A 17,342-nucleotide genomic window follows, 5' to 3' on the forward strand; every position below is an offset into this window, starting at 1 on the left:
TGCTCTACCTCTTTCGGGCCATGCTCTACCTCTTTGAAGCACCCAAATGAATGCACCAATGCGTATCTACGCGTTTTAGTTTTACCGGAAACAACTGATCAAAAAAGCGCTCTTCCATTTAGGAAAAGCGCTCATTGTTTATTCTGACGTCGTTACGGAATTAATCTTTTTCTGTCCCCATGGAGCCACGATGACTTCCACAATCAGATCTTCCCTGTTCTGTTCATATTGTTGACCTGTGCCTTCTTCAATAAAATAACGATCCATACCGATATCCACCGTATACACTTCTCTTTGAGAATCGTGCCAGTCGAAACGGGCAGGAAGGACTACCTCCGCACCGCTCACATCAGGTTTTTCAGCGGAAGCCTGAACAAGTGTATAAAGATCATTTTCACCTGGCTCGAGCAGCAAATAAACTTTTTCTCTAGAGCCTATATCAGCGGAAATATTCCATTTCTCTGAAGGAACCAATTCCACCTCATAGGATAGTGTCACATAATCACCATAAAAAGGGTCTCGTGGATCTACAGGAGCTGTTTTTAAGCGTATGGATTCCCCCCATGTGTCCATTGTATAGTAAGACATGGACATCAGAATGAGAAACAGAGCCTGAAGGCAGACAATCACATAAAACCAAATGCGATTCATGGCGTTACCTCCCCTTTGCTCACTTGTCTTCGTTTCCTTTCAAGGAAGAAACTTAAGGCGAACAATAGAATTCCTCCAATAAAAAAGAAAAGAGAGCGGCTCATGAAGTCCCAGGCAAGTTGGAAATAAGCTATAAAGGTCGTAGCCAGAAGAGCAGCTGTTCCTTTGTTTACCCAGCGTGCTACACTCTGCTGATAGCCGGATACAAGCCATAACAAGGAATAGACAAATAGAAGCCCGAGCGACAGCCCATCAGCAAAATCAAAGCGGAAAACCGGCAAGAATAATAAGAGATCAATCCAGTAGTAATTCGTAGAGCTCATCGCAGACCGAACCACCGCTCCTACAAAAAAGACGGCCCATACAATGAAGAAATAGAAGGAAGAATCCGTCTGGACTTCTACAAAACCTTCTCCAAGAAAGAAGACTTGAAAAACTAAAATCAAAAAGACTGAAATGACACTGAACGTTTTGAGCACGCGCAGCTGACCTTTTCCAGCGGCTGCATCATCGAATAAATAAAGAAAGAGGATCAGATTAATAAGCCAGTAATAAGGATAACCACTGCTGAGAACGAAGACGAGACTTTGAACCAAATAACCCGCTCCGAACCATACCGAATAATCCGTCCGCTGCCCGCGCGCTGTGAACCACCCAAGACCAACGATGAAAAGTAATCCAGTCCAGATGTGAAATTCACCAAAAGTGACACCACTGTACACCTGCCCTACCGTAGTAAGAATAGCTGCAGCTATAAAGAAAAGTGTTTCTTTACATAAGAGATACAAGCTGAATGCAGCGATGGACCAAATAAAGAATGGCAGGGCACTGAATGAAGTAAAATGATACATTTGCCCCGTCAAAAAGATTCCTGCTCCAAATATCATAAGAGCAATGAGCATTAGACTTTCTCCTAAGCGTTTGGAGTGTTTTCTGTAAATTTTCTCACCCGCAACATAGAAGGCTAGTAAACTGCCGATAATAATCGCCATTCGAAAGATGTCCGAGATCGCGGACCAATTGGAAGCGATAAACGTTAGGAATCCGAGGCCAATGAAGATGGCGGCAAAGGTCAATAGCAGTGGTTTGTGCTGCCGAGCCGGGTAGCGCTCCAGCAGCTGCTCCCTTTGCTCTTCCGAAATAATCCGTTCTTCCACCCATTCCTTGCTTTCTTTGATGAGTGTTTCACGTTTCATGGTGTGTCCCCCTCTTATTAAGAAGCCGCTGACTGCTTACGTTTTAATGGTTGTATCTTCCCATAAGTTAATGTTCTCCACAGCCATTCTAGCGGACCATAACGGTACCTCTTAAGCCATGCCTTACTCGCGAAGATCTGCAGCGTATAGACGACCACAACAATCATTACACTCATAATCGGCGGTACATCTCCGTAAAGACCAAATCCGACCGAATAAAAAAGAACAAAGCATACAAGCGATTGAAGAATATAATTGGATAGCGACATTCTTCCAATCCACGTCAATGGATGCAAAAATCTTGCCCCAGATTTTGTCCGGAACAATAATGTAACCGACAACACATAAAATACAGCAGAGGCGGTCCCACCTACGCTGTCCTGCATAACTCCAAACCACTCAGGATTACCATAGAGATAAGGACCTGCTTTAAAAATAAGAAACAGAACGCCTGTAATGGCCCACACTTTTTTTATACTCCCTAAATGAGCAGCCGGTTCGTGGAGCCAGCGCTTACGGCACACATATAAACCAAGTAAAAACATGGGCAGCAGGCTGAGTGCTAAAAATGGGAGATTGGCAACATGGTTGGAATACAGCCAGTCAGAGGCATTCTGCTGCCATATATCGGTTAGGCTTCCTGTCCCGTAGTTAGCTATAGCTTCATTGATCGATCCCTGTTCAACAATCCCCTGCAGCCGCCCGCGAATCGAGTAGAGGGCAAAAGTGAATGGCAGGACAAGAAACGCAAGCATACTATAAGCCAAGAACAAAAGCCCGGTTTTCGATAGATGGAAAAACGCAAATAAAGTAAGTCCGAGTACTCCATAAGAAAGCAGAATGTCTCCATGCCAGATCAGAAAGGCGTGGATTAAGCCAAAGCCAATCAGTACCACCAATCTTTTAAAGATGATTGGGCGATAATCGAGATTCTTCTCATCCAGCCTGTCTTTCATCATCTGCATTCCAAACCCGAACATAAAAGAAAATAACGTATAAAAACTTGCTTGAAAAAAGATATCAATGATCGCCTGCACGGTATGACTCAGTGATGAATCCCAGGCCTGAGCGGCTCCCCCGTATAAGAAATAGGGAGCGTTAAACGCTGGTACATTCACCATAAAAATGCCTAAAATCGCAAGCCCGCGTGCAGCATCAATCCAGTTTAATCGTTCTGATTCACCTAATGGCGACGCCTTCGAATTCATGTATTTATTCCCCCTGTTAGCTTTATTTTACTTTTATTCTGTTATTTAGACAATTGCGTTTCATAAAATAAAGAAAGGAGTTTTTAGATGCCGGCAAAAGTAGGAGCCGTAAATGTGACGTCCTTATCCAGTTCCAGTATATTCAATATCGGCGACGTATATAATATGGCCCCACAGGCCTGGGTAAAAACATTTGCTGGCGGCGGGTCATTCAACACAGGGAATGGAATAAAGATTGATATAAACCGCTCCAATACCTATGTCAATGACCAGGAAACGATTGATCAATCCTTAATTAACGATTCCTAGGAGGATGCTTTATGAACATTACCGTCCACCAGTCCATCTGCATTCATGTGCTGCGTATCGGCACTGTGGCTAATTCATCCATCGTTCAAATAGGCAGCTCAGGAGTCATTCAAGCTAAAGCTGATCTATATAATACAGGAGCTTTTAAAACTGCTGCCCCAACTGCTATCCCAGCAGAAGGCACAGTAGAGATTCCGGAAGCTGAAGGCCCTTCTCTCGTTCCACTTTCCATATCATAGTCTATTTTTTTGTGCATAAAGTTAAATCAGGGGGTGATCTCATTTGAACAACAATTACCAATCATGGCAGGCATGGGTCCAGCAGGTTATGAAGCACATGGAAAAACAGCAGCAAATGATTAATCAATTGACGCAGAAAATTGAGCAGCTTCAAATGAATGAGAGCCCTAAGACCGTCATTGAAAAAATCGAGTATCATTTTGACCAGCTGAAGATCGATACACTGGAAGGAACTTTACAAATTGGACTAACTCCAAATGGAAACGAAGCGGCGGATATCGGTGATTTCTATGCAAACGAGGGGCAGATGCCTCCTCAACAGGATCCTGTCCTTCACCAATTGCAAAAGTATATGAACACGGACATACCTCAGTGGATGAATCAATATACGCGCGATCATGATATCTCCGTCACGGATCACCATAAGGAGCAAATTATAGCCGATGTAAGAAAACAGCTCGCACAAAGAGTAGAACACTATAAGAACCAAAATCCAGACTTGGATAACGCCGGTCTTGTCAATCAGGTTCAAAATGAAATCAGACATTCCATAGCTCAATATTTTGATTCTTTCCAAGGAGATGGTACCTCATGAATCACATCGTTCACAACTATGGTCTCCACGTTGGACGAATTCGCGTAACGGCGGTCTCTTCCTCCTCTGTCTTCCTAATCGGGGACAATAAAACCATTCGCTTGCAATCCTATTTCGATACACCGCCAGAATCCTTGATCATTGGCCCATATGTACCAATGGACACGAACGGAGAAGCCGTGGTCATGGATGATGGTGAAAATGTATAACCGTATGGTGTATGTCGATGAGATTGACATTACCTCTGCCCTGATCAGCTCTCATTTCTCCATCGGGGATGTGCACCGGGCTTCTCCCTGGTCCAAAGTTCTCGCTGTTCAAAAAGAAGGCTCAGAATTTGTTTCAGATACGTTCAACTTTGAAGATTTTCCAATTTTCTCTCTACAGCCCACCAGCCCTTTACCTCCGATTACCATCTCTTCTTTCCACTACCAAAACCAGGCCATCTACGTAAATGATATCCATGTTACCGGGGTCTCCACCTCTGGAATTGTGCAGGTCGGGGGCATTGAACATATTGATTCCATTTCTAGAACAAAACATATCCGAGTGTTAAGTGACGAACAATAGAGCATGGTTTCGCATAGGTTGTAACTATATCGTCGAATCGAACTCATTATAAGAAGGAGGCGATCATGAATGCCGGCCATAGTCGGTCCCATCAGTATAAATAGTGTCGGCGGCGGGGTCGTAAACTTCGGGGATTCCTTCTATCTTTCACCTAAGAGTACTTCTAAGACAAACGCGGGATCAGGTGCCCTCAACACAGGAAACTGGATTGTCTGCAACAACGGTCTCAGTTCTACGAATCCTTTTGATCCTGATGTTAACGACCAGAATGTTACCGCTAATGCTTAAGATGCTTTATTTTGAGTTAAACTAACAGTCTATAAACGGATAGAGGAAGCTCAAAGTCTTATCACTTTGAGCTTCTTACATAGGATGAGTCGATTTCCTTATTTTTGAAGGTTTTAGGAAGGATGACCCGGGGAATTAACCATGAAAGCGCAAGATGGAGGTTATGAAGATGAAGGAATGCACACTGAGCAATAGAATTGACTGCAGAACAGAATATTCTGCTTTAAAAAGAGTGCTGGTTGCAAAACCATCCTTTATGAAAATATCAACTGTTATTAATGAAACACAAAAGCATTATGAAGACGTCAATATTGATATCCCGCGTGCACTTGATCAGCATGAGACCTTTGTTCATGTGCTGGAAGAGCATGGTGTTGAAGTGGTTGAACTTTCTGCTCACCCTGAATTACACGAGCAGGTCTTTACGAGAGACATTGCGTTTGTAATTCATGATCAACTCTTCGTGGCTTCAATGAATGAAGAAGTGCGGCTTGAAGAAACTTCGCTGTTGAAAGAGTGGCTTTATGAGAATTCGATTCCTTTCCAGGAACCGTTTCCTTCTTCCATCGAGGGAGGGGACGTATTAATTGATGGAAAGACTATTTGGATTGGAATAAGCGGGCGTACCTCCCCTGAGTCTATAGAAACGTTACGAGAACGACTCCCTTCCTATACGATTGAACCGCTGGGCCTTGATGATGGCATTCTGCATCTGGATTGTGTATTTAATATTATTAGTGATTACACAGCTCTCGTTTATCCTCCCTCTTTTACTGATAGTGGCTTGGATAAGCTGCAGTCCCGGTTCAATTTAATTCCGGTAACTCGGGAGGAGCAATTCCATATGGGCCCGAATGTTCTTTCCATCGATGAAGGAAAGCTGATTAGTCTCCCTCAGAACCAACGGTTGAACGATGAACTGCGTTCAAAGGGTTTCCAAGTGCTTCCCATAGATTTCTCTGAAATTATAAAATCGGGCGGATCCTTCCGCTGCTGCACCCTTCCCCTACTTCGCTCATCTGATTAAAAATACGACAACCCGTAACTAAATCTACAGAATTGTTCATTTTCTTCAAAGATAAGCTCCGGGTGCTGGAAGACACAGTTTCTAGATAAATGGGTCCGTTACGTTAGATGGATAAGGGCTAGCGGTGGAAATAACTCGCTTATGAAAAATCTACTACAACTTTTAATAAAGCCTATCTTTATAGAGATAAAATATTAATTTATAATGTATATTTATGGAAACGGAAGGTCTGTATGGACCTTCCGTTTTTTTAGTGGTGAAAAGTTTCGTTAATATCCCATCTAACCTTCCAATCCTATTAAGTCTTAAAGCAGGATTTTAAAAACGGGGTCTCATTTCTGATAATTTGAATAAGCTTATTTAGGGAGTTATTTTATGAAAGGAGCCTGCCCATGTATAATTATGACCCTTATGATCAATTGGCGTGGAATGCTGCCAAGTACGATATGCTGTCAAATTATTATAAGTATTCCGATCCTCAGAAGCACATCTATTATTACCAAAGGCACTTGGAATGTATGCAGCGCTGGATCATGATGCAGGAACGCGGTGAAAACTCTGGTATGATGGGGATGAACAGTGAAGCGAAGGTCCGTGTACTCCACGCTTCGCCGGATGCTCCTGCCGTAGATGTTTATGTGAACGGCCAGAAGGTTCTCGAAGGCGTCACGTATAAGCAGCAAAGTGAATATTTAAGCGTTCCTGCAGGTCAATATCGAATCGACATTTACCCTGCCGGAGAAACGAATCAGCCGGTCTTATCGCAAAACGTCTCCGTCGAAGCAGGTAATATGTACACAGTGGCTGCTGCCGGCAGGCTGAACAACCTGCGGCTAATCGCCGTCGCAGATAATGACAGCATCTCATCCGGAAATGCCAAGGTCCGCTTCTGGCACTTATCGCCAAATGCACCGAACGTAGATATCGCTGTACAGGGTGGAGATGTACTCTTCCGTAATGTACCATTCGGAAAAGCTACCCGCTACCTGACCTTGCCGCCAACGACCGCTACCCTCGAAGTCCGCGTGGCAGGAACAAACCAGACAGCTTTAACTGTACCAAATGTCAGCTTAAATCCTAATCAGGCCTATACAGCTGTTGCCGTTGGATTAGCTGGGGATGAGCCTCCGCTTGAAGCTATTTTTCTTCAGCCTTAATAAAAAAACAAGCAGCGATTCCTCAGGTTTCGCTGCTTGTTTTTTTATAGTGCTTATAACGTGTGCCTCCACCCCAGCAGAGCATAATTTTTTTAAAAAAAGCTCTGTTAAAGTTTATCGTTGATTTTTCATAAGAGACTTATTACGCAATAGGGCCGGATAGTTGAAGACTCGATTTCAAGATATTGTGTGGAGAAGGGGCTCCAGGGAACGACTCGCTTTCCGCGGGCATGCGCTGAGTCTCCTCAGGCTGGCGCCTTCCGGGGCCTCACCTGTCATGTTCATCCCGCAGGAGTCTTCGCCGTTCCCTTCCGCCCCTTTGCGATCATGGAGCGCTCGAAATTCTCTGCATAAACGCCTTCCAATGAACCAGGATAATCTATGCTCCATAGTGTTTTTTACGTGTGTTTAAGTGTAGCATTTGAGGCAGATGCAGCATGGTTTCTTTCTGCTATAGCAGGGTCCGTTCGCGACATTATAGTTGGGTTGGTGGGGAAATAGCGAGACTCCCGTGGGAGAAGGAGCTTGGTGAGATCCCGCAGGGAGTGAAACGAGCGAGGAAGCTCACCGTTCCCCCACAGGAATGCGAGTTATTTCCCCACCACCCCTTCTCCATTTAACGTAACGGACCCATTTAGCTCGAAACTGAGTCTTCAACAAACGGGAGCTTAACCTTAAAATCAACACTGAGGTTTAACAAAGCCTAAAAAAATGACGGAAAAATAGAAATTTTTATCTGGAGAATTTTGTGCATTGACGCACTGAATAATCGCTAATAGAATGTGGTCACGATTTAGAGAAACACCTCTAACGTCAATATATATGGAAGGGGGGGAGTACCTCATGCTTTATCGATCCATGGTTTACTTATTCGGAATGCTCGTCAACTTCTTCGGAGTCGCCCTGTTGATTAATGCGACACTTGGGGCGGGGTTTTGGACATCCTTTTTTATTGGAGTTTCTGATCATCTTGGTTTTACGGTTGGATTCTGGTACGGTGCTTTTCAACTGCTAATTATTTTTATTAATGCGAAACTAATGAAGAATCTGCCCGAGGTAAGAGCCGTCGTGCCTGTGATTATGGAAAGTCTGATTCTTGACTTTTGGCTGGAGATTGTATTCGCTAATGTCAATCTATCGACAGCTCCATTTATGCTGCAAATCGCAGCCCTATTCACTGGTGTAGCTATCATTGGACTCGGAGTAGCTATCTATATTCTTCCTCAGTTTCCGCGTGCCCCGGTTGATCAGTTGTTCTTAGCAGTCAGTGCGCGGTTTAACTTGAGTCTCCAAACAGGTCAAACCCTGGTTGCGGTAACCATGACGTCTCTTGCCCTGCTCATTGGAGGCCCAGTGGGATTTGGAACTCTTGCGCCAATGCTGTTTCTCGGTCCTGTTATCCAATATTGTTATACCAGAGCCTATCCACTTTATTATAAACTTCATCCTGATGGAGAGCGAGTTTATCAACAAGCTGTATAATAGGGTAAATGTGAAAGCCGCATGGTTCAGAATAGAACCATGCGCTTTTTTCATAATATTTTTTTGATAGGCAACTATACTATTAGGAACAGTTGACTCATACAGGATGTGACCCAGCTCGTGGAATTTTTCTTAAGCCAGGAATCGTTGAATCATTTTCAGTGGGTAATGCGTGCGGTTGTGGGATTTCTTTTTTTAATAGGAATCGCAAAAATGATGGGGCAGCGATCGATTTCCCAGCTGCGCTTTTTAGATTTTGTCATGGCTTTATTAATTGGAAACATTATGGCCCACCCCTTGTCCGATGAAGGGCTGGGCTTAATGGGGTCCATGATAACGATGGGCACGTTAACCGTTCTTTATCTCTCTGGAATATTTTTAACCTTACGTTGGCCGCCTCTAAGAAGGATATTCGATCCTCCTCCGCTCACTTTAGTTAAAAATGGGGAGATTTACTATCGAAACTTGAAAAAAGCCCGAATTACAGTAGAAAGTTTGTTGTCTGAACTGCGAAAAGAAAAAATTGATAATGTCCAAAAAGTCGCTTTAGCTCTCTGGGAACCAGGTGGCTCCATTTCTCTTTTTGTAGAACCTAAACACCAGCCGCTTACCCCTTCTGACATGGGGATAGCCGTGAAGCCATTTGATCTCCCTAGACTCATCATAAAAGAAGGAAGAATTAATGATAACGAATTAGACCTGCTCGGGTATGATATCAGTTGGCTAAAGCAGCAGCTTAAGAACCAAAATGTTTCCCTGACAAATGTTCTTCTTGCCACAGTAGATCATCAGGGAGAGTTAACGATCTGCCTCTATCGGTAAGGTAAGCCTTTCTTCTTATATCAGGAAGGATACTGAATCCACATTTTCTTGCGTCATATTTCAATACGAACAAGCAGGGGTTATACTCTGTTAAAATCTTCTCTATTTTCATTAAAATCGTTTCCCCAAAATAAAAGCAGTCCAGTTGAGGGTTCATAAAGGCTTTCTCCCCCAAAACTGAACTGCCATGCCATTCAATCAATGATTCTATTCCCCAGCTGTGCCACTATCTGCGGCGTCTGCGGTTGGACTTTCTGGTGGTAACTTCTTTTTGAGGATCCTGCTTTTTAATCCAGCTCAAATATTTTTCCATATCAGGATGTTCACGCAGACGCTCAAGAGTGTTATAAAAGTTCGCGAGTTCTTCATTGGTGAAAAGGGCATGAACCTGACGATGACAGGCACCACACAGCCACACCGTCACGCCCATGGATCCGCCGTGCTGTCTTGGAATTAGGTGGTGTTCCGTCGTTCTGACCGGCGTACGAAAACACAATTCACATGTACCTTCCATTTAATCGACCTCCACAAGTATCGACCCTTCAAACAAGTACAGACAACTCTTACGAACCGGCTCTTTCCAAATCATTTCTAATGCATACCGGTACATCTCTATTTGGGTGCGATAGCGATCTTTCATAGTTTCTTCTACCGACTTCTTCTCAGGGTCAATTTGATCGGATTTGTAATCTAGGATCATCCAACCATCTTCATAAGGAATCATGGCGTCAATAACTCCCTGGATGAAAACCTGTTCATTTTCTGGTGAGTCCCAATCTGGATACACTTCATGAGCCGGGAGCGTCAGACTGAACGGCACCTCGCGCTCCACATGTTCCGCTTCGAGTACAAATTGCCCGACAGAGGTTTCAAAGAATGCCGCAATTGCTGCTGTATCGATAACGTCTGCTTCCTCACGGCGAAGCACGTCTTTAAGTACCAGATGTTCGACAAACTCTTCCACCTCTTCAGAACTGTGCTTATGAGACAATGGAATATGCTGCATGACGGTATGCATAGCGCTTCCTTTTTCAGCCGCTGACAACCTTTGATCAGCTTGCATAAACCTTGGCCGTTTCTGGATTGGGGCCTGATAAGGAACCAGCAACTGGTCGCTTGAGTACTCATCTTTTGTTTCGCGCTGCCTTTTAATTTCTGTAACGGTCTGTTTAGCCCGCGAGTAAGCTGCTTTATGATGAGGATAAACGAAGCTTAACCGCTTCTCGACCATCTCTTTTCCTTGAGTATAGTCTTCTGCAGGCTGCCAGTCTTCAATAGCTGTTCGCAGCTCCTCGTCCCTTTTCTCCTGCGATTCATCAAGGACAGAGAATTGACTTCCGTGCGCTATATTCACTTTCCACTCCGATGCATCTGCATAAATATCTTCGGACGTGGTCACTTCAATACTGCCGCGGAGCACTTCAGCGTGCTGATGACGGATCAGTGCCGGCCCTACCCAGTCCAGGTAGGATTTAGCATCGAGCCGGTCGTGAGGCGGCAGTACCCATTCCGGTGACTCCAGGAACGTCTGCCACTTTTCCAGTTTTTTTTCAAAAGAGGCAACATTCCCGACCATAACCAGTTTTTCCTTGGCCCGGGTCATGGCAACATATAAAACTCGCATTTCCTCTGCCAGCAGCTCTCTTCTCTTCGCCTGCTTTAAAGCGTGATAAGCAAGCGTCGGATACATCAGCCGCTTATGGGGGTTAATATATCTTGAACCAAAACCGTAATCTTTATGAAGCAAGTACCGATCCTTCAAGTCCATCATATTAAACTGTTTATCCATCGCTCCTAAGATAACGACGGGGAATTCCAGACCTTTACTTTTGTGAATGGTCATAATCCGGACCACGTCTTCCTGTTCGCCAAGCGCTCGTGCCGCTCCGAGATCATCGCCTCGCTCTTCCATTCGTTCAATGAACCTCAGAAAACGGAACAATCCCCGGAAGGATGTGGACTCATAGGACCTCGCCCTGTCATAAAGAGCACGGAGGTTAGCCTGACGCTGGCGTCCGCCTGGCATGCCTCCAACGAAATCATAATAACCCGTCTCACGGAAGATATCCCAGATCAGTTCCGATAAAGCTCCCTGTCTGGCCCGCTCTCTAAAGCTTTCAAGTAGATGGAAAAAGCTTTCTACCTTCCTGCCTAATTCATCATTTCCGGGATACTCTTTCATAGCCTCGTAATAGCTGACCCGCTTCCTGGCAAGTCTGAGCCTTGCGAGCTCGTCCTCATTCAATCCGACAATTGGAGACTTCAGGACAGAGGCGAGCGGAATGTCCTGCATCGGGTTATCAATGACTTTTAACAGGCTAAGCATAATCTTAATTTCAATCGCTTCAAAATAGCCGGTCGAAAGTTCCGCATAGACTGGAATGCCCTGCTGTTTCAGTTCATCGACGATCATCGGCGCCCAGGTCATCGACCGCATTAAGAGGACAATATCCCGGTACTGAATCGGACGCTTCGTTCCCGTTTCCTTGTCCATCACTTCAAGCGGAGGTTCGTCTTCATGACCGAGCCATTTTCGAATCATCTGTCCATAAGCTCTTGCTTCTAACTGGGCTTTCTCCAGGTCTTTATATTCTTCGTTCTCTTCCTGTTCATCCTCTTTGGATTCCCGGTCGATCACAAAGAGTTCAGCTTCAGGACTTGAAGGCGCCCATTCGTCATACGTTTGATTACTGTAAATAAGCTCGGCTTCTTTCTCATATTCCATTTCCCCGACTTCTTCGTCCAGCACCTGGCGGAAAATGAAGTTGGTTGCGTCCAGCACCTGCTTCCGGCTTCTGAAGTTACGCGCCAAGTCAATCCGTTCGCCGTCGTTTTCAAGATAGCCGTAATCCTTGTATTTTTGGAGAAACAAAGAAGGTTCGGCATGACGAAAACGATAAATGCTCTGTTTCACATCACCCACCATAAACAGGTTCCCGGCTTCCGGGGCATCGGTTAATAAACGAAGCAGCGTCTCCTGTACCAGGTTCGTATCCTGGTATTCATCAATCAGTACTTCACTGAACTGCTGGTGAAAGCCTGCTGCTACAGAAGAAGGAACCGGCTGTTCTGGCGTCGAGGATTCATCAAGCAGAACCTGGAGACAGTAATGTTCCAAGTCTGAGAAGTCCACAATTGCTTTTTCTTTTTTTAACTGTTCATAGCGCTGCTTGAAATCTTTAACCACCACAGCCAATTGTTCCATGACCGGATAAAGTTCCTGCATATCCTGTAAATAACTGTTCAAAGACCTTGAAAACCACTCATCACGCATTTCATTCCAGCGCTTCTTATAGCGGTCTCGGATTTTTTTCGCCTGCTCTTTCTTCTCTTCATTACATTCCATCTTTTTCTTAGAAAGGGTGGCGAAGGACTGCTCACTAATATATGATTGTAATTCTTCCCAGGAGTGAGCCATTGCCCCTTTAGCCTGTTGAATCATTTCAAGATCGGAGTCTGCAGTTTCCCCATACGTATAAGGACCATCCGGTTCTTTGGTAAGATCCAAAAACTTATGAGCTTCCGCTTCCATCGCTTTTAAGTGACTGCTGACTTCTTCTTTCAAAAGATGAAGCCATGGAAGCTGATCTTCTCCATCGATTTCCTCTACGTTGTACATCTCCACCATTTGATCCAGCCATACTTCCGGCCACGGATTCTGAGTAGCAAACGTGTACAGCTCAAGGATAACCTTTTCTACATCCAGATCGCTGCGGTCACTGGAAAAACGGTCCACAATGTCAAAGAATCTCTCCTGCTCTTCTCCTTCTTTTCCATACCAGTCCTCAAACAGCTCCTCCAATACTTCCTGCTGAATAAGATCGGCTTCTACCGTATCGGCAATTCGGAAGCCCGGATCAAGATCGAGCCGGTAAGCATACCTGCGCACCACTTCCATACAAAAGGAATGCAGCGTAGAGATTGATGCATTCTGAAGCAGCGACAACTGTTTCTTCAAATGATGGGAGGCGGGGTTAGCTTCCAACGCTTTACTTAACGCCTGCCCCACCCGATTTCTCATCTCCTGCGCTGCTGCATTCGTAAACGTGACGACCAATAAAGAATCAATGTCCGCTGGATCCTCTTCATGCAGCAGTTTTTGAATGATCCTTTCCACAAGAACCGCCGTCTTCCCAGAGCCAGCGGCAGCAGCTACCAGAATATTCGAGCCATGCGTATAAATCGCCCGTTCTTGTTCTTCTGTCCAACTTACCAAGCAGACCCCTCCTCTCTATTCATCATTCGTTCCAATACATCTTCATCTTTCAGTTCTTTCAGTTTCCGGAAATTATTCTCCTCAAGAGTCGGATCAAATTGACAGACGGAACGGTACGGACAGAAATTACAGGCGCTTTGCTGTTTCTGCTGGTAAGGATTCAAATCTACTTTTCCGTCCGTAATATTTGTGCCCGCACGGCTCATCAGCTCCCGGATATAGTGGCTAAGCTGCTGGAAACGTTCGGCATCAGCGGTTTTAGAGTTTTTATAAAAACCGCCTTTGGCTTTCAGACCAGCGGGAACAATCTGGCTGTGGCCTTTCTCAAGACCTGTATCCATCATCTGGATGATACGCTCGTTTTCAAGCAGCAGCCCCTGCATTTTGAACTTCTTGAAAATCTCTTCTTCAATCGCCGCATCCTGAAGCATCCGGCTGCCTGTAATCATCGGATTATGAACGTGGAAATAAAGAACACCGGCCGGTGATGCCGCCGTTCCAAGCCAATGCTCGGCATTGGTCAGAACCACGTCCAGATAAGCAAGCATCTGGAGAGACAGACCATAGTAAACGTCCATCAAACTCAAGCCTTTGGCACTGGATTTATAATCTATAATTCTTAAGTAAAGATCTTCTTCCGTTAATGCTTTATCCACACGGTCAATCCGGCCGCGCAGCATCAGTTCATAACCATTAGGTAAATCAAGCGAGAGCGGCGGAAGTTTTGCATCATTACCTGTTCCAAAACCTAATTCCAATCCCACAGGTGAAAAGTCACTGCTTCTCGCCTGCTCACTCAGGACAAACGCGGCTCGTGCGATGACCTGCTGCAACTTCTTCTGGATATATTGATATCTGTTGGAACTGTGCAGAATTTGATTTTGAAGGATCGGAGCCAGCTGTTTAGTCGCTTTAGCGGCATAGCTGTTCGTTTCCTCTTTATTCAGCTGGGCAAAATCCCGGCCTTCTCCTTGAATCCACTCTGTAATCTGCTTGAGCGCCTCGTGGAAAAGCTGACCGATATCCGGAGCATCCAGTTTATACGTACGGCGCTCTTCCAGGTTCAAGCTGTGCCTTGCAAAATATTGATAGGAACAGCTGTGATAAGTTTCAAGTCTTGATACACTCGTTTTCACTTGCTTATCAAACAGCTGCCCCGTCGTCTCTTCACCGAGATCCACAGGCTGATTATTGTAAAACAGACTTTCCAGCACGCGGTGTGTTAACCCATTGGGATCTTCCCGTTCGATATACCAATTCAGCACACTCCACCATACAGGCTGCATGGCGTATCCTTTTAAATACCTGGCAAGCTGTGATGTGAGTGCTGATCTCGTTTTTACCGGTGTCGTAATAAAACGTTCCGCTTCATGAAGATCATCCGGATCCTGCAGAAGGACATGGTCTTCGCAGGTAGGAAACAACTCTTCCAGTCTCTGAATAATCGCTGCCGGTACTTTTGATTTTCCTTCTTCATTGCTTAAAGGATAGCTGACCCACAAATGGTTTTTAGGCATGGTTAATGCTAAATACACATAAAAGCGGTCGTCGAGCAATTGCCGGTTGCTGCCGTCAGCGAGCTGCAGTCCGTGCTCAGCCAAAAGAGAACGCTCCTGTTCGGAGATCATCCCGTCACTAGGCGGTTTCATCGGCCACAGACCATCGGTGACCCCTAATAAAAACGAGGCCTTAATGCCCGTGATTCTGGACCGGTCCACACTTCCTACAATTACATGATCCATACTCGGAGGCACATGGGCGAAATTAAGAGATTCCAGTCCACTGTCCATCGTGTTCCGGAACACCTGGAGAGACATTTTTTCTTCTCCTGCCATTTCCACCATTTCGTCCAGAAGCTGAAGGAACGCATCATAGACCTGCTCCTGTTCGCGGCCACGCTCGATCTCCCCGTTCTTATCATAGCGGTTACGCCACTCTTCCAGTTGCCTCGGCACATCCAGATGCTCCAGCCACTCGTAAATAACTATGGCTTTTTCTTCAATCGTATTTACAGCGCGGAGTCGTTCGTCGAATTCTTCCAGCGCTTCGCGTACCTGCTTCCGATACGCATTAATGCGCTGCTGCTTTTGTTTTTCTTCATCGGTCTGAGAAGCTTGTTCAAATCCTCTAAATCGCTGATAAATCCAGTCCTGGTTTGAGAACCATTGAGTCCTCGAGCGGATGCCGTATTCCAGGACATAGTTCTCCAGCTCATCGATCGCATTTTCATTGAGCGGATACGTCTGATCCGTAGCCGGGATAAATCCAGTTTTCAACAGGCGGAAAATCGCATCGTACCGAAAGTTCCCTTCTACCACGTCGAGGCCTGAGCGGATCAGCTCAATCATAGGGTGATTCAGCATCGTTCTTTTTTCATCAATAAACACCGGAATTCCGTAGTCGTTGAACAGGGTTTCAATTAAGCTGTGATAAACCTCAGGTTCCCGCATAAGAATGGCCATATCTTTATAACGATACCCCTCTTCACGTACCAGCCGTAAAATTTCCTGAGCCGCGCCTTCCACCTCGGCACGGGGATGAACAGCCTCAGCAATGTGAATCGGTGCCTGCCCTTCAAAAGCAGGAGCCGGGCGCTGATCAAAGTATTTCTCCAGATGCTGAAAGGCCGGCTGATCCTTCATGCGTCCTTTCGTATGATCGAGAATGACCACCTCATCCACCTGCGATCCAGCTGTCCTTGTAATTTCTTTTAAATTCAAATACGTTTCTTTCGTTTCGTGGAAGAGATCAAGTTCCGGATTTGCATCTCCCTCCGGCCGTTCCGTCGTCAAGGTAACGTGAACCTTGTCCACCTTTTTCAATAGCTCTTCCAGTACACCGCATTCCTGTGGTGTGAAACTATGGAAGCCATCAATATAAATTTCTGCGCCTTCCAAAAAGCCTGCTTCAGGAATTTTACTGGCGAGCAGCTGCAATTGATCTTCGCTGTCTATGTACTGCTCACGTAAAGCATCCACCAGGCGGTCGTAAATATAATTTAAATCGTCAAGCTTATCTCTTAGTCCTTCTTCCTGGCTCGTCGTGTGCTTAAATCGGTCGAGCCCTTCCATTTGAGCATGAAGGTCTTCCGGAGTAATCCGGTACCGCTTGAATTCTGTAATCATGCCTTCCAGCTGTTCAATGAAGCCCTGCTTCTCGATCGCCTTCTGAAATACTTTCCAGTCGGATGTACGCTCTTCCACGATTTTACGAAGCATCATCTGGACACCGGTAGAGGACAGAAACTTTTTCGTACCGCCTCCGGTTTCTTGAAGAACCCTCCACGCAAGCCGTGAAAAACTGAACACTTGGGCCCGAATCGACCCTTCAATTCCATCCCGCTTCAGCAGTGCATATTCCTGCTGAAACGTCATTTGTTCTGGAACAATATAGATAATAGGAGGCCCTTTAGGGTCTTCTTTTAATCTGCCTTCAATTTCTTCTAAGCATCGTGTACTTTTTCCTGCTCCTGAGCGTCCGAGCAACAAACGCATCCCCATAAAACACACTCCTTCCTTCCATTTCCTTTCCTTCTAGTTTATCATTTTTTTCGTATTCTGCAGCTGAATGTGCTTTCTTTTC

The 17,342-nt window shown here is 45.2% G+C and carries 16 protein-coding genes; 10 read left to right on the forward strand and 6 right to left on the reverse strand.

Annotated features, from left to right (window positions below):
- Window positions 1-138 precede the first annotated feature (138 nt).
- The 3 genes from BMZ06_RS11055 to BMZ06_RS11065 are packed head-to-tail and all read right to left on the reverse strand — an operon-like array spanning window position 139 to window position 3,055.
- Complete coding sequence (locus BMZ06_RS11055; RefSeq protein ID WP_089752101.1) at window positions 139-651, reverse strand: GDYXXLXY domain-containing protein; 513 nt, start codon at window positions 649-651, stop codon at window positions 139-141.
- A complete protein-coding gene (locus tag BMZ06_RS11060; RefSeq protein ID WP_089752102.1) occupies window positions 648-1,847 on the reverse strand; it encodes a DUF2157 domain-containing protein in 1,200 nt (399 codons plus the stop codon). The genes BMZ06_RS11055 and BMZ06_RS11060 overlap by 4 nt, the downstream gene beginning before the upstream one ends.
- Before the next feature lie 17 nt (window positions 1,848-1,864).
- Window positions 1,865-3,055: a DUF418 domain-containing protein gene (locus BMZ06_RS11065; protein ID WP_089752103.1), complete on the reverse strand. Its 1,191-nt coding sequence runs from the start codon at window positions 3,053-3,055 to the stop codon at window positions 1,865-1,867.
- Between the two features lie 87 nt (window positions 3,056-3,142).
- Between BMZ06_RS11065 and BMZ06_RS11070 the strand changes: the two genes are divergently transcribed.
- From BMZ06_RS11070 to BMZ06_RS11125, 10 genes are all read left to right on the forward strand, one after another.
- On the forward strand, window positions 3,143-3,364 hold the full coding sequence (locus BMZ06_RS11070; RefSeq protein WP_089752104.1) for a spore germination protein: 222 nt from the start codon (window positions 3,143-3,145) through the stop codon (window positions 3,362-3,364).
- 11 nt (window positions 3,365-3,375) lie between these two features.
- Window positions 3,376-3,603 carry a spore germination protein GerPB gene (locus BMZ06_RS11075; protein WP_089752105.1) on the forward strand — a complete coding sequence of 76 codons (228 nt, stop codon included), beginning with the start codon at window positions 3,376-3,378 and terminating at the stop codon, window positions 3,601-3,603.
- A 43-nt stretch (window positions 3,604-3,646) separates the two neighbouring features.
- Complete coding sequence (gene gerPC, locus BMZ06_RS11080; RefSeq protein WP_089752106.1) at window positions 3,647-4,198, forward strand: spore germination protein GerPC; 552 nt, start codon at window positions 3,647-3,649, stop codon at window positions 4,196-4,198.
- Window positions 4,195-4,407, forward strand: coding sequence for a spore gernimation protein GerPD (locus BMZ06_RS11085; protein WP_089752107.1), 213 nt, complete (start codon window positions 4,195-4,197; stop codon window positions 4,405-4,407). Before gerPC ends, BMZ06_RS11085 begins: the two co-directional genes overlap by 4 nt.
- Window positions 4,400-4,768, forward strand: coding sequence for a spore germination protein GerPE (locus tag BMZ06_RS11090; RefSeq protein ID WP_245756001.1), 369 nt, complete (start codon window positions 4,400-4,402; stop codon window positions 4,766-4,768). Before BMZ06_RS11085 ends, BMZ06_RS11090 begins: the two co-directional genes overlap by 8 nt.
- A 69-nt stretch (window positions 4,769-4,837) precedes the next feature.
- Window positions 4,838-5,056, forward strand: a complete 219-nt coding sequence (locus BMZ06_RS11095; RefSeq protein WP_089752109.1) for a spore germination protein — start codon at window positions 4,838-4,840, stop codon at window positions 5,054-5,056.
- Between the two features lie 169 nt (window positions 5,057-5,225).
- Window positions 5,226-6,083: a dimethylarginine dimethylaminohydrolase family protein gene (locus tag BMZ06_RS11100; RefSeq protein ID WP_089752110.1), complete on the forward strand. Its 858-nt coding sequence runs from the start codon at window positions 5,226-5,228 to the stop codon at window positions 6,081-6,083.
- A gap of 392 nt (window positions 6,084-6,475) precedes the next feature.
- A complete protein-coding gene (locus tag BMZ06_RS11105) occupies window positions 6,476-7,240 on the forward strand; it encodes a DUF4397 domain-containing protein (RefSeq protein WP_089752111.1) in 765 nt (254 codons plus the stop codon).
- A gap of 843 nt (window positions 7,241-8,083) precedes the next feature.
- The gene (locus tag BMZ06_RS11120; RefSeq protein ID WP_089752114.1) at window positions 8,084-8,722 is read left to right on the forward strand and encodes a YczE/YyaS/YitT family protein; all 639 of its coding nucleotides are present in this window, start codon (window positions 8,084-8,086) and stop codon (window positions 8,720-8,722) included.
- Between the two features lie 120 nt (window positions 8,723-8,842).
- Window positions 8,843-9,544: a DUF421 domain-containing protein gene (locus tag BMZ06_RS11125; protein WP_089752115.1), complete on the forward strand. Its 702-nt coding sequence runs from the start codon at window positions 8,843-8,845 to the stop codon at window positions 9,542-9,544.
- A 226-nt stretch (window positions 9,545-9,770) separates the two neighbouring features.
- Here BMZ06_RS11125 and BMZ06_RS11130 read toward each other — a convergent pair whose 3' ends face one another.
- The 3 genes from BMZ06_RS11130 to addB are packed head-to-tail and all read right to left on the reverse strand — an operon-like array spanning window position 9,771 to window position 17,260.
- Complete coding sequence (locus BMZ06_RS11130) at window positions 9,771-10,058, reverse strand: HNH endonuclease (protein WP_089752116.1); 288 nt, start codon at window positions 10,056-10,058, stop codon at window positions 9,771-9,773.
- Complete coding sequence (gene addA, locus BMZ06_RS11135) at window positions 10,059-13,760, reverse strand: helicase-exonuclease AddAB subunit AddA (protein WP_089752117.1); 3,702 nt, start codon at window positions 13,758-13,760, stop codon at window positions 10,059-10,061.
- On the reverse strand, window positions 13,754-17,260 hold the full coding sequence (addB, locus tag BMZ06_RS11140) for a helicase-exonuclease AddAB subunit AddB (protein ID WP_089752118.1): 3,507 nt from the start codon (window positions 17,258-17,260) through the stop codon (window positions 13,754-13,756). Before addB ends, addA begins: the two co-directional genes overlap by 7 nt.
- Window positions 17,261-17,342 lie beyond the last annotated feature (82 nt).

Origin of the sequence: Halobacillus alkaliphilus (genome assembly GCF_900113125.1) — a bacterium.
GTDB lineage: Bacteria > Bacillota > Bacilli > Bacillales > Halobacillaceae > Halobacillus > Halobacillus alkaliphilus.